The sequence below is a fragment of the Flavobacterium koreense genome, assembly GCF_054776075.1.
In genome coordinates, this window is sequence record NZ_BAAHCF010000042.1 from 135,811 (window position 1) to 150,101 (window position 14,291).

Annotated in this window: 7 protein-coding genes; all 7 read left to right on the top strand. The window is 31.9% G+C overall.

Annotation, left to right across the window (positions count from 1 at the left end):
- Window positions 1-206 precede the first annotated feature (206 nt).
- The 7 genes from ACYU7A_RS14090 to ACYU7A_RS14120 all read left to right on the top strand — a co-directional run bounded on the left by ACYU7A_RS14090 (window position 207) and on the right by ACYU7A_RS14120 (window position 14,290).
- Window positions 207-3,329 carry a glycoside hydrolase 5 family protein gene (locus tag ACYU7A_RS14090; protein WP_460577552.1) on the top strand — a complete coding sequence of 1,041 codons (3,123 nt, stop codon included), beginning with the start codon at window positions 207-209 and terminating at the stop codon, window positions 3,327-3,329.
- 18 nt (window positions 3,330-3,347) lie between these two features.
- Entirely contained in the window at window positions 3,348-4,763 is a 1,416-nt protein-coding gene (locus tag ACYU7A_RS14095; protein ID WP_460577554.1) for an Ig-like domain-containing protein, read from the top strand.
- Between the two features lie 11 nt (window positions 4,764-4,774).
- Window positions 4,775-5,587 (top strand): glycoside hydrolase family 16 protein, encoded by an 813-nt coding sequence (locus tag ACYU7A_RS14100; protein ID WP_460577556.1) that lies wholly within the window; start codon window positions 4,775-4,777, stop codon window positions 5,585-5,587.
- A gap of 90 nt (window positions 5,588-5,677) precedes the next feature.
- A complete protein-coding gene (locus tag ACYU7A_RS14105; protein WP_460577558.1) occupies window positions 5,678-9,151 on the top strand; it encodes a hypothetical protein in 3,474 nt (1,157 codons plus the stop codon).
- A complete protein-coding gene (locus tag ACYU7A_RS14110) occupies window positions 9,151-10,401 on the top strand; it encodes a glycoside hydrolase family 17 protein (RefSeq protein ID WP_460577560.1) in 1,251 nt (416 codons plus the stop codon). Before ACYU7A_RS14105 ends, ACYU7A_RS14110 begins: the two co-directional genes overlap by 1 nt.
- A 62-nt stretch (window positions 10,402-10,463) precedes the next feature.
- Complete coding sequence (locus ACYU7A_RS14115; protein WP_460577782.1) at window positions 10,464-11,921, top strand: glycoside hydrolase family 30 protein; 1,458 nt, start codon at window positions 10,464-10,466, stop codon at window positions 11,919-11,921.
- Window positions 11,922-11,944: 23 nt separating this feature from the next.
- Complete coding sequence (locus ACYU7A_RS14120) at window positions 11,945-14,290, top strand: MFS transporter (RefSeq protein ID WP_460577562.1); 2,346 nt, start codon at window positions 11,945-11,947, stop codon at window positions 14,288-14,290.
- Window position 14,291 lies beyond the last annotated feature (1 nt).

A 14,291-nucleotide genomic window follows, 5' to 3' on the forward strand; every position in this document is an offset into this window, starting at 1 on the left:
TTTACTTCAATAATGTTCAAATAATATTAATGTTTTCGAATGTTTTCAATGATAAATTAATAACTATACAATTATTTTTTTTGAGTGTATGTTTTTTGTTGTGGTTGTTTTTGCCAATTGTATAACAAATCATTAGTATTTTTATGAAATCATTAAAACTTAACAAGAGATTTATATTTAACTATTAACCTAATCTAGTACTTCAAATGAAAAAAATTATTTTTCTACTAATTTTTTGCAGTTCTATCAACTCTTTTTCACAAACAGAAAAAGTAACAATTCAAAAAAATAATTCCGATCAAAAACTTACAGTTGATGGAAGAGATTTTATTGTAAACGGAATGAACTGGGATTATTTTCCAATTGGAACAAATTACACATATAGCCTTTGGAAACAGCCTGATGTATTTATCCAACAAGCTCTTGATGATGAAATGGGATTGCTAAAAAATATGGGAGTAAATACCATTCGTGTTTATTCGGGAATGCCAAAAAAATGGATTGAATACATTCATACAAACTATGGAATTTACACAATGTTAAATCACTCTTTTGGTAGATATGGTTTGACAATTGATGGTGTTTGGAAGCCAAATACAGAATATTCAGATGCTAAAACTCGTGAACTTTTACTTAAGGAAGTAACTGAAATGGCTAGTGAATATAAAAATACTAAAGGTTTGTTATTATTCCTATTAGGAAATGAAAATAACTATGGTTTGTTTTGGGATGGAGCAGAAACAGAAAATATTCCAGTAAAAGATAGAAAGTCTACTGCTCGTGCACGTTCAATGTACAAATTATTTAATGAAGCTGTTGTTAAAATGAAAGCAATAGATTCAAATCACCCAATGGCAATTTGTAATGGAGATTTACTTTTCTTAGACATAGTTGCAGAAGAATGTAAGGATGTTGATATATATGGTACAAATGTTTACCGTGGAGTTTCTTTCGGTGATTTGTTTGATAGAGTAAAAAAAGAATATGGTAAACCTGTTTTATTTACAGAATTTGGTTCAGATGCTTTTAATGTTATAACAAATCAAGAAGATCAAAATGCACAAGCTTTCTACTTAAAAGGAAATTGGAAAGAAATTTATGATAACGCTGCAGGAATGGGAAAAACAGGAAACTGTTTGGGAGGTTTCACTTTTCAATTTAGCGACGGTTGGTGGAAATATGGACAAACAAAAAATTTAGATCAACATGATAGTAATGCTTCATGGTCTAATGGTGGTTATCAAAAAGATTTTACTGAAGGACAAAACAACATGAATGAAGAGTGGTTTGGTATTTGTGCCAAAGGACCAACAAACGAAAAAGGGTTTTACCAATTGTATCCAAGATCTGCTTATTACGTTTTAAAAGATATTCATAAGTTTAATCCATATGCAGAAACAGCAAACAAAGCTAAAATGAACACTCACTTTGATGAAGCAAATCTTACGGACGCTTCATTAAGAGCTAGAGCAGATAAAGCTGCATTAGCAAGTAATGATGGTGGAATTTTAAAAGTTAGTAATCTTAGAGCAGAATTTACAACCTTTAATACTGGTGGTAGTTTAATTACAACACCTAAAAGTGATGATCCTGCTACAACTAATTACCCTAATAAGTTAGGTTTTGATCACATGCAGTCATATTTTGTTGGTTTTGAAGGTAATCCATCTTCTAATATGAAAGCAAATGTAAATTTTAATATTTTAGGAAGAGTTGCTGAAAATCCTATAAACGAAATCTTTTATGAAAATAGAGGTAGAGCTCAAACTTTTAATACACCAAATGGTCCTCAAGTTGTAAGTGATTTTAATAGAGTTCAAGTGTATAATGCATCTTACTCATGGAATGCAAAAGATTTTGATTTGAGAGGATTTTACAGAACCGGTCATTATCACTGGGGTTATGAAGGTGACTTCTTTGCATTATATTCTGAAGCTAATTATGGTCCAAATTTAGATATTTATAACGGAGAAACTTTAGGTTTTGAAATTGATGGTAAAAGAAGTTTAAAAGGTTTAAAAGCCGCTTTTGGTCCACAACTATGGTGGGGAGCAAATCCAGCTTACCTTTTAAAATATGGGACTAAATTAGGTAAAGTAGATGCTACAGCAGTATACCACGAAGATATAAATCAAGTTGAAATTTCAGAAACAGTTTCTTCAATTGCATTTCCAGTTCCTAAAACAAGAAGAGCAACTATTCATTTTAAAACAAAGTTAGGCAATCTTGGTGTTGAAGCAGGTGGTATTTGGGCAGGACAACCTTTAAATGGTAGAGAGTTTCAAATGATGGATGGCAATATTGTTAAGGTAGACAAGATTAATAATAAAGATAATTGGGGAGGAAAAGCAAAGTTAACATTTTCTAAAGGCAGATTTAATGCCTATACTCAAGGTGCAGTTCAAGGACTTGTTGCCAATGGAGGAGCAGATAATGTTCAAACCTTTACTGGATGGAGATTAAAAGACACAGGAAGTGGAAACCAAATGAATTTTTTAGCTGGTTTTACTTATAATGTTAATTCAAATTTACAAATAGCACCTAACTTCTTGTGGCAAAAGCCTTTAGTTGAAGCAATGCCAAATGGTGTTGATGCTCCAGGAAGACTAAGAAACGTATTAGACGATCCGTTTTTTGTTAGAGCAAATAGAGAAACAGTAGGTGGAGAGCTATTAATTACTTTCGACCCAACTCCAGCAACTTGGATGTATGAGTGGAATAATGATATGGTTGAAGATGCAAAATTTGCTTTTAGTACAGGTTTTGTATATAGAAAATTACCTACTACAATGGATGCTGCTATCGGATTTTTAGCAAATCGTACAGCGTTTGCATTTGCTAAATCTGCACCAGCTCAAAATTTATGGGAATCTAATACAAGAATAGTTTCAAAACTTAGCCCAGATCTAGGTATGATTGCTAACATATACTTTGGTAATGGGCAAGCAAATGGTGACTCAGAGAGAATAATCAATAGAATGGGTGGTGATTTAAGAGTGATTTACAAAAAAGTGAAAGTCGTTTCTTCTTTAAAAATAAATGATTGGGGTCCTTTTGATTATCACCGTGACTTTAACTTAACCTATCCTGTACAAAGTTCTATAGACATTTCAACTTCTGTTGGAAAACCAAATTGGTTTATTTTACCTGATACTAAAATAGGTATTATGGGTATTTGGCGTTCATTAGACCAATATTCTCCAAGGTATTCTCCAACTTTTGTTCCAGCAAATACTTTTCCACCAGTACCTGTTTTAACTCCAGTAGGATTTGGAAATGGATCTGAATGGGAAATCAGAACATACATTCATATAAATATTGGTAAATAATTTAAAAAAAATTGAAAAATGAAAAATAGAAAAATTAATTATTTAAGAAATTCGCTTTTATTTGGATTGATTATTTTAATCAATATTAGCTGCGAAAGAGATTTGTCAGATGAAGCTACAAACGCAACATTTCCCAAAACTGCAGAGGTGTTTATTGATGCACCTGTTGCAATGGGTAGTGACTTTTATTTTCCTTATGGCGGTTCTAAGCCTACTGCATGGTCAGTAGACAGTCAAGTAAGTTACAGAGGAACAGCATCAATGCGTTTTGATGTTCCTAATGCAAATGATCCTGGAGGAAATTATGCAGGCGCTATTTTTAGAACAGAAGGAGCAGGTCGCGATTTAACAGGTTATGACGCTTTGACTTTTTATGTTAAAGCTAGTCAAGGAGTTAATATTGCTGAATTTGGTTTTGGCGAAGATTTTTTCCCTAATAAATATATTACAACCATAACTAATGTTAGTGTTGGTACAAACTGGCAAAAAGTAATTATTCCTATTCCAGATGCTTCTAAATTAGTTAAAGAGAGAGGGATGTTTAGATATGCTGCTGGTAGTCAAGGAACAAACAGTCTAGGATATACTTTTTGGATTGATGATTTAAAATTTGAAAAATTAGGTACAATTCTTCCACTAAATGCTTCAATTATGAATGGTACAAATGTAACTAGAACAACTTTTGTAGGTGTAACTTCTACAGTTACTGGTGTTATCTCTACGTTTAATATGCCAAATGGGATAAATCAATCGGTTTCAATCGCTCCAGCATATTTAAATTTTGTTTCTTCAAATCCATCTGTCGCTACAGTAAGTGATGCAGGTGTTGTAACTCCTTTAAGTGCTGGGACTGCTGTTATTACAGCAACTTTTAATGGGCAACCTGCAACAGGAAGCTTAATAATAAATTGTACAGGAAACTATATTAATGCTCCAACTCCAACTTTAAACCCATCAAATGTAATTTCCATATTTTCAGATGAATACACTAATGTACCTGTAAATTATTATAATGGATATTGGCAACCATGGCAAACAACAGTTTCAAATGATTTTTCTGTTTTAGGTGACAATGTATTGAATTATACAAACTTTAACTTTGTTGGTATTGAGTTTAGTAGTCCAACTGTGAACGCTACTTCAATGACTCATATTCATTTAGATGCATTTATTCCTGGTCCAATTGCTCCTGGAAGACAATTACGTGTTATTGTAGTAGATTTTGGTGCTGATGGAGTTTTCGGTGGAGGTAATGATACAAGACATTCTACAACATTTACTGCGCCTACTTTAGTTTCTCAAAATTGGATTTCAATTGAAATTCCATTTTCTGCAATGCCTGGTCTTTTAAGTAGAACCAATCTAGCGCAAATTATTCTTGAAGGTGGCGATAATTCTATATTATACGTCGATAATGTATATTTTCATAACTAAAAAAAGTAAAAATGATTTCAATTAAAAATAAGAATAGTTTAATTCTTTCATTATCGATAGTTTTATTATTTAATAGCTGTTCTACAGATGAAAAGCAAACAGTTGTTACTAAAAATCAATTAGTAATGAGTGATGAATTTAGTGTTAACGGAGCTCCAGATTCTAATCTGTGGTCTTACAATATTGGAACTGGTACAGATGGTTGGGGTAATAACGAACTTCAATATTACACAGATAGACCTGTAAATATTAAAGTTGAAAACGGTTTGCTTAAAATTACTGCACGTAGAGAACAGTATATGGGTGAAGCTTTTACTTCTGCTCGAATTTTATCAAAAGGTAAATTTGAAACCAAGTATGGTAGATTAGAAGCTAGAATAAAATTGCCTAGAGGAAAAGGTCTATGGCCAGCATTTTGGATGCTTGGAAGCAATTCTGATACTGCAATATGGCCACAATGCGGAGAAATCGATATTATGGAATACCTTGGAAATAGTCCTACTAAAGTTTTTGGAACTGTTCATGGTCCAGGATATTCTGCAGGAAACGCAATAACTAAAACATTTACATTACCAAACAGCAGATTTGATACAGATTTCCACGTTTTTGGAATTGAATGGGGAGAAAATTATATTAATTTTTATGTTGATGATGTTCTTTACAATCAAATAACTCCATTTGATGTTACTGGTGATTGGGTATTTAACCAACCGTTTTACATAATACTTAATATGGCAGTTGGTGGAAACTATCCAGGAGCACCAAATAGTGAAACTCCATTTCCACAAGAAATGTTAGTCGATTATATAAGAGTTTATCAATAAGTTTTTTTTTTCAAATAATAATCTAATAGACTTTTTAAGTTTAGTCTATTAGATTATTTAATTTTTTTAAATTTCAATTAAAGAGTGTTTATGAGCCTATCCCAAAATAGTATTGAAAAAGCAAACAATAATGTAACGACAAAATCTGTTGAAATGAATATTATTTCAATAGAAGGAGAAGTTTTCTATAAAATATCCAATAACGATGCAATGCGACCATTTTTCATGAGTATCGTTAGCGATTCCAATCATTGGATGTTTATTTCCAGTAATGGCGGATTAACAACTGGAAGAAAAAATGCAGAATTTGCTCTTTTTCCTTATTATACAGATGATAAAATAACCGAATTTGCTGATATTACAGGAAGTAAATCAATTTTTCAAATTGAAAGCAATAACAAAAAGTATATTTGGGAACCTTTTTCAGAACGATTTAATGATAAGTATTCTATAACTCGAAATTTATACAAAAACGAATTTGGTAATAAAATCATTTTTGAAGAAATTCATAATGATTTTCAACTTACGTTCAGATACCAATGGAATTCTAGCAATTTATTCGGTTTTGTAAAAAAATCAGAATTAATTAATAACTCTGAAAATGATTATAAAATAACACTTCTTGATGGAATCCAAAATGTTTTACCTCAAGGAGTTAATAGTGATTTGCAAGCCACAACAAGTAATTTAGTTGATGCTTACAAAAGAAACGAACTTCAATCAGAAAGTGGTTTAGGAATTTTTGCGTTAAGTGCCATTATTGTTGATAAAGCCGAACCAAGTGAAGCGCTAAAAGCAAATATTGTTTGGTCTTTAGGCTTGGATAATCCAACTTATTTGCTTTCATCTTTACAACTTAATGCCTTTAGAAAATTTCAAAAAGTGCATCAAGAAACAGATGTAAAAGGCGAAAAAGGTGGCTATTTTGTTTCAACGGATCTGTTTTTAACAAAGAATTCTTCTAAGTCTTGGAAGATTATTGCTAATGTAAATCAAAATCAAGCGCAAGTTATTCAATTAGCAGATGCTATTTGCAATGATAAAACGTTAGATAATCAAATAATTCAAGATATAGATTTAGGTACTCAAAATCTTATCGCTCTAAATGCAACTGCAGACGGATTGCAATTCACAGCAGATAAACGCAAAGATACACGTCATTTTTCAAATGTTTTATTCAACATCATGCGTGGTGGAATTTTTGATAATAATTATACTATCGAGAAAAATGATTTTGTAAATTATATAGCTAAAGCAAATAAAACTTTATTTCAAGAAGAGAGTAAGTTTTTAAGTGATTTACCTGAAACTTTTGACTATTCACATCTTCAAGAATTAATTTCAAATTCCGAAAATGCCGATTTAATTCGTCTTTGTACTGAATATCTTCCTCTTAAATTTAGTAGAAGACACGGTGATCCAAGTCGTCCATGGAACAAATTTTCTATCAATACAAGAAGTGAAATTGATGGTTCCAAAATATTAGATTACGAAGGAAACTGGCGCGATATTTTTCAAAACTGGGAGTCGTTAGCGAATGCTTATCCTGAGTTTATCGACGGAATGATTCACAAGTTTTTGAACGCCTCAACTTTTGATGGATACAATCCTTATCGTGTTACTAAAGATGGTTTTGATTGGGAAACTATCGAACCAGATAATCCATGGTCTTACATTGGTTATTGGGGTGACCATCAAATTATCTATTTGTTGAAGTTTTTAGAATTTATAGAAAAGTACCAACCTGGAAAACTAAACGCGTATTTTGATAAGGAGTGTTTCGTCTATGCAGCGGTTCCTTATATTATTAAACCGTATCAAGATATATTAAAAAATCCAAAAGATACCATCGAGTTTGACCATGAATGGGATGCTAAAATTCAAAAACGTAGAATTGAAAATGGTGCAGATGGTGCTTTACTAAGAGATAATACTGATGAAATTTATCATGTAAATCTAATCGAGAAAATATTAGCTACTGTTCTGGCAAAAATGTCCAATTTTATTCCAGAAGCAGGTATTTGGATGAATACCCAACGACCAGAATGGAATGACGCTAATAATGCTTTAGTAGGTAACGGTGTTTCAATGGTTACGCTTTATTATTTGAGAAGATTTTTGAAGTTTTTCCAACAATTATTAGATAATTCTAATCAGGAAACCATCAAAATATCTAATGAAATGGTAGAATTTTATCATGCCATAAGACAAATTTTATTAGATAATCAACATTTATTATCAGGTTCAATCTCTAATGAAGAAAGACAAAAAATACTCAATGCTTTAGGTCAAGTTGCTTCCGAATATCGTTTTCAAGTTTACAACAGCGGTTTTTGGGGTAAAAAGAGAACGCATTCTATGCAAGGTTTGAAGAATTTTGCTCAAGTTAGCATTGATTTTATCGAACATTCTATAAAAGCCAATCAAAGAGAAGATAAATTGTATCATGCTTACAATTTGATGTCTATCGAAAATAATGGCGTTTCAATTTCCTATTTACCAGAAATGCTTGAAGGTCAAGTAGCTATTTTAAGCTCAGGCTTTTTATCAGGAAAACAATCTTTAGAAGTATTGGATGCTTTAAGAAAAAGTGCTTTGTACAGAAAAGATCAAAACAGCTATATTTTATATCCAAATAAAGAACTTCCTAAGTTTTTAGAAAAGAATACAATTCCAGCAGCGAAAGTAGAAAAATCCCTTTTGTTAAAACAACTTTTAGATAATAACAATTACCAATTAATCAATAAAGACATCAAAGGAAACTATCATTTTAATGGTAATTTTCATAATGCTAGCGATTTAAAGAATGCTTTAGACCTATTGTCATCCAATAATGATTATAAAGAACTAGTTTCAAAAGATTCTGATGCTGTACTTCAAATCTTTGAAGACGTATTCAATCACAAAGCTTTTACAGGTCGTTCAGGAACTTTTTATGGTTATGAAGGTTTAGGTTCTATTTATTGGCATATGGTTTCCAAATTATATTTGGCAGTAATGGAAGTTATCAATAAAGCTATTGAAAATAAGGAAGATGAAGCTGTAATTGATGCTTTAGTAAATCATTTTGATGAAATCGGAGCAGGAATAGGAATTCATAAATCACCTGAAGTTTATGGTGCTTTCCCAACAGATCCCTATTCGCACACACCTTTTGGTAAAGGCGCACAACAACCTGGAATGACTGGTCAAGTGAAAGAAGATATCTTAACTAGAATTGGAGAATTAGGTGTGAAAATGAACGACGGAAAATTACAATTCCAACCAAGCTTCCTCAAAAAAGAAGAGTTTTTATCAAAAGATACTGAAGTAACTTTCATGATGGTTGATGGTTCACAAAAAGTAATGAATCTCGAAAAAGACTCTTTAGCATTTACAACCTGTCAAGTGCCAGTTATTTATAAAATTAATACAACAAGTAAAATTGTTTTGAACTATAAAAATGGAGTAACTAAAACTTTTGAAACATTAGAATTAAACAAAGAAGAAAGCAAAAAAATATTCGATAGAACTAATGAAATTACATTGGTTGAAGTCTATTTAAACGCATCTATTTTAAGATAATGAAAAATCTGATTTACATAATATTTCTATTGTTTATATCATGTAAACCAACCAATACAAGAAATTTAGTTTCAAAAGAAATGACGGCAGAAAAATTATTAGGAAATACAAAATACCAAGCCATTTGTTATGGTGGATACAGAGAAAATTCTAGAGAAATTCAACCAACAATAACAGAAATTAAAGAAGATTTAAAAATTCTTTCTGCATTGAATATTAAAGTTTTACGAACTTATAATGTGCATTATGAAGAAGTAATAAATTTATTAAAAGCCATTACAGAATTAAAAAAAGCGGATGAAAATTTTGAAATGTACGTGATGCTTGGTGCTTGGATTGATTGTAAAAACGCTTGGACAAATCTGCAACCAATTCATAATGAAGAAAGTGAGAGAAATGCGATTGAAATTGAAGAAGCAGTAAGATTAACAAATAAATATCCAGAGATAATTAAAATTATTGCCGTTGGAAATGAAGCGATGGTGAAATGGGCAACTAGTTATTATGTCACGCCAAATATCATTTTGAAATGGGTAAATCATTTACAGAATTTAAAGAAAGAGAATAAATTACCTAAACAAGTTTGGATAACAAGTTCAGATAATTTTGCTTCTTGGGGCGGACATACTGCCGATTATCATGTGGAGGATTTGAATAAATTAATAAAAGCAGTTGATTATATTTCTATGCATACTTATCCAATGCACGACACGCATTATCACCCAGTTTTTTGGGGAATAAAAGAAAATGAATTGCAGTTGTCTGAAATAGAAAAAGTTGATGCTGCAATGTTAAGAGCTAGAAATTATGCCATCAATCAATACAATAGTGTTGTAAGTTATATGAAGTCAATTGGTGTGAATAAACCAGTTCATATTGGTGAAACAGGTTGGGCAACAAAGTCAAATGAGCATTATGGAAACGATGGTTCTAAAGCAACAGATGAATATAAATCAGCTTTGTATTATGACTTAATGAGAGAGTGGAGCAACAAAAATAATATTTCGTGTTTCTATTTTGAAGCTTTTGATGAAAACTGGAAAGATGCAGCCAATCCGTTAGGTTCAGAAAATCATTTTGGCTTAATTAATTTGCAATCACAAGCCAAATATGTGCTTTGGAAAAATGTAGATAGTGGAACTTTTAAAGGTTTAACTAGAGATGGAAAACCAATAACAAAAACCTATAATGGCGATGAAAAAGCCATGTGGTTGGATGTTAAAACACCTAATTCTGTTTTAAAGAATTAAAAGAAATGGTAAAAAATAAAGGTAAAATAGTTGGTACTAAATTTTTGATAATAGCTTGTATTATGGCATTCTCATTGCATAGTTGTAAAGTTACGGATAAATTAAATGTTCAAGTTTATGAAACTTCCGAACGTGGCAATTCATTGACAAAAATTACCCAATTTTCTAACGAAGGAACTCCAGTTGTTGTTACCATTAATCCTGATGAAAAATTTCAAACTATTATAGGTTTCGGAGGTTCTTTCACCGAATCTTCGGCTTATTTACTCAATCGATTGAGTAAGGAAAATCGTAAGAAAATTTTAGAGGCTTACTTCAGTGAATCAGGAGCCAATTATTCGCTTACTCGAACACACATTGCGTCTTGCGATTTTTCGTTAAGCAATTACACTTACGCCAAAGTCGAAAACGACATGACTTTGGAACATTTTTCCATAGAAGACGATAAATCCGATTTAATTCCGATGATTTTAGAGGCGAAAGCCATTTCTAAAGAAGGTTTTAAAATAATTTCTTCACCTTGGTCGTGTCCGCCATGGATGAAAGACAATAAAAAATATGTAGGTGGAAAATTATTGCCAGAATTCAATGATACTTTCGCTTTATATTTTTCAAAATATTTGAATGCATACAAAAAAGAAGGTATTGATATTTGGGGTTTAACAGTGATTAATGAACCTCACGGAAACGGAAACAATTGGGAAAGTACTCTTTTTTCACCAAAAGAAATGACCGATTTTGTAATGAATCACATGGGTCCAAAATTAGAAAAAGACGGTTGGGGAAATGTGAAGATTCTTGGATATGACCAAAATCGTGCAGGTATCAAAGAATGGGCAAACGAAATGTATAAAGATGAAAACACCTCTAAATATTTTGACGGAATGGCCATCCATTGGTATGAAAGTACGTACGAAGTTTTCCCAGAAGATTTACAATACGCATACCAAAAAGCACCAAACAAATATTTAATAGAAACCGAAGGTTGTGTAGATTCTGAAATTCCGCATTGGCAAGATGATGCTTGGTATTGGAAAAAAGAAGCCACCGATTGGGGTTGGGATTGGGCAAGCGAAAAAGAAAAATATTTGCATCCAAAATACGCTCCAGTAAACCGTTATGCAAATGATATAATAGGATGCATAAATAATAGAGTAGATGGCTGGATTGATTGGAACATGGTTCTTGACAGACAAGGTGGACCAAATTGGTTCAAAAATTGGTGTGTAGCTCCAGTAATTGTTGATGATAAAAATGATGAAATTTACCTTACACCTTTATATTATGTGATGGCTCATTTCAGTAAGTTCATGCGACCTGGTGCTGTGAAAATTGGTTGTGAGATAAATTCTAAAGAATTGGTTTCAACTGCTGTCCAAAATCCAGATGGCTCTATTGCAATAGCCGTTTTTAATCCAACAGAATCTATACAAACAATTGATATCAAATTAAATAATAAAAATGCTTTAATCTCAATTGATTCAAAAGCATTACAAACTATAATAATCAAACCAAACTAACCAATAATTAAAAAAAACTCTATATGTCAAATACTAATTCAACTTCATCAGGAAAAGTTCCAATGGGTCAAAAAATTGCCTTTGGATTGGGTATGCTTGCTAACCAAATGTTTCCAGCTGCTTTAGGAATTTTTACAGTTGTATTAGTCGAACAATTGGGGTTTAGTGGATTATTGTTAGGCTTAACGTATTTTATTCCAAAGTTTTATGATGCTTTGTTTGATTTGATAATGGGTTATGTGAGTGATAATACCAAATCAAAATGGGGAAGAAGAAGACAATATGTATTAGCTGGAGCAATTATTTTAGGAATTTCATTTGCATTAATGTGGCAATTGTATGCTGAAAACGGTGTAACATACAATTTTTGGTACTTTTTAATGATTTCATTGATTTTTTATTCAGGTTTGACCATATTCAGTATTCCCTATGTTGCAATGGGTTACGAAATGAGTGATGATTTTCACGAACGAACCAATATTATGGCTACTTCGCAACTTATAGGTCAGTTGGCTTGGGTTGTTGCACCATGGTTTTGGGTTATAATGGCAGATAAATCATTGTTTCCATCAGGTGATGTGGCTGTAAGAACCTTAGCTGTATATGTTGCAATAGGTTGCGCCATTTTAGCAGCAATTCCAGCATTTTTTATTCCAAGTAAATCTACACTCAACGAAGATTACAGTCCAATTGATTTAAAAGGAATCCTCGGAAGTTTTGGCGAAATCAAAGAAGGATTGAAAGCTTCGATCGAAATTAAACCGTTCCGAAAAATTTGTATCGCTACTTTTTTAATTTTTAATGCTTTTCAAACTACAGCAGCGTTTTCGTATTTTATCATCAAGTATTATTTGTTTAAAGGAAATGAAGATGGTTTCGGATTATGGCCTACTTTATTTGGATGTGTAGGAGCAATTATCACTACCGTTGTGGTTATTCCTATCGTTGCAAGAATGTCAAAAACAATGGGAAAAAAGAAAGCTTTCTTATTATCTCAAGGGATTTCTGTTATCGGTTACATTTTGCTTTTTGTATTATTTGTTCCAGGAAAACCATATCTATTTTTGTTTGCATTGCCATTTTTCTCCTTCGGAATTGGAAGCTTGTTTACCTTAATGATGTCGATGACTTCGGATGTTATAGATATTGATGAACTCAACACAGGAAAAAGAAGAGAAGGAAGTTTAGGCGCTATTTATTGGTGGATGGTAAAATTTGGAACTGCTGTCGCAGGATTGTTAAGTGGATTAATTCTTTCTTTAGTTGCATTTCAGTCCAATGCTGCTACACAAACCGATGAAACCATGTTTTGGCTGCGAATATTCTTTGTAGGAGTTCCAATTCTTGGTACATTGAGTGCAATTTGGGTAATGAGAAATTATGATATTGACGAAGCCAAAGCCAGAGAAGTGAGAGACCTTTTAGATAAACGAAAAGGAAAAACAAATAATCAATCATCTGCTTATCTTTCAGGAAAACTAGTTTCATTATTAAAAAATGGTTCGATTAATTCTTCAATTGATAACGAATTAAATACTAAAAGCGAGACTGAATTAAAAGCTATTTATTCTGAAGTACTAAAAAATGGCTTACACGGATTATGTTTCAGTCCATATGTAGAAAACCAAAAAGCTGGTGATATTCTTTCTGCTGATCAAATAAAAAGAAGATTAGATATTATTACACCTCATACGAGTTGGATTCGTTCTTTTTCATGTACAGAAGGTAACGAGTTAATTCCAGAAATTGCTCATCAAAAAGGATTGAAAACTGTTGTTGGAGCATGGATTAGTAATGACAAAGCTAGAAATGAAAAAGAAATTGAAGCACTTATAAAGTTAGCTAAATCAGGTTTGGTAGATATAGCTGCAGTAGGAAATGAAGTATTACATCGTAATGAAATTTCTGAACAAGAACTTATTGGTTATATCAATAGAGTGAAAGAAGCAGTACCAAATATCTCTGTTAGTTATGTTGATGCTTATTATCAGTTTTTAGATAAACCAAATTTGATTTCTAGTTGCGATTTATTATTGGTAAACTTCTATCCATTTTGGGAAGGAGCAAATGTAGATTTTACAACTTCTTATTTACAAAATATGATGGAAGTAACTAAAAACGTGGCTCAAGGAAAGAAAATCATAATTTCAGAAACTGGTTGGCCAAGTAAAGGAGAAACGATTGAGGAAGCAATTCCATCAGAAATTAATGCTATGAAATATTTTGTTTCTTCTCAAAAATGGGCAAAAAACTACAATATTGAGCTATTCCATTTCTCTTCTTTTGACGAATCTTGGAAAGCCTTGCAAGAAGGAACCGTTGGAACAGCATGGGGAATTTGGGATAAAAATGAGAAGCTTAAATTTTAAA

What these genes read in the sequence shown, in the direction of transcription:
- ACYU7A_RS14090 (WP_460577552.1), top strand. Translation starts at nt 207, where the DNA reads ATGAAAAAAATTATTTTTCTACTAATTTTTTGCAGTTCTATCAACTCT.
- ACYU7A_RS14095 (WP_460577554.1), top strand. Translation starts at nt 3,348, where the DNA reads ATGAAAAATAGAAAAATTAATTATTTAAGAAATTCGCTTTTATTTGGA.
- ACYU7A_RS14100 (WP_460577556.1), top strand. Translation starts at nt 4,775, where the DNA reads ATGATTTCAATTAAAAATAAGAATAGTTTAATTCTTTCATTATCGATA.
- ACYU7A_RS14105 (WP_460577558.1), top strand. Translation starts at nt 5,678, where the DNA reads ATGAGCCTATCCCAAAATAGTATTGAAAAAGCAAACAATAATGTAACG.
- ACYU7A_RS14110 (WP_460577560.1), top strand. Translation starts at nt 9,151, where the DNA reads ATGAAAAATCTGATTTACATAATATTTCTATTGTTTATATCATGTAAA.
- ACYU7A_RS14115 (WP_460577782.1), top strand. Translation starts at nt 10,464, where the DNA reads ATGGCATTCTCATTGCATAGTTGTAAAGTTACGGATAAATTAAATGTT.
- ACYU7A_RS14120 (WP_460577562.1), top strand. Translation starts at nt 11,945, where the DNA reads ATGTCAAATACTAATTCAACTTCATCAGGAAAAGTTCCAATGGGTCAA.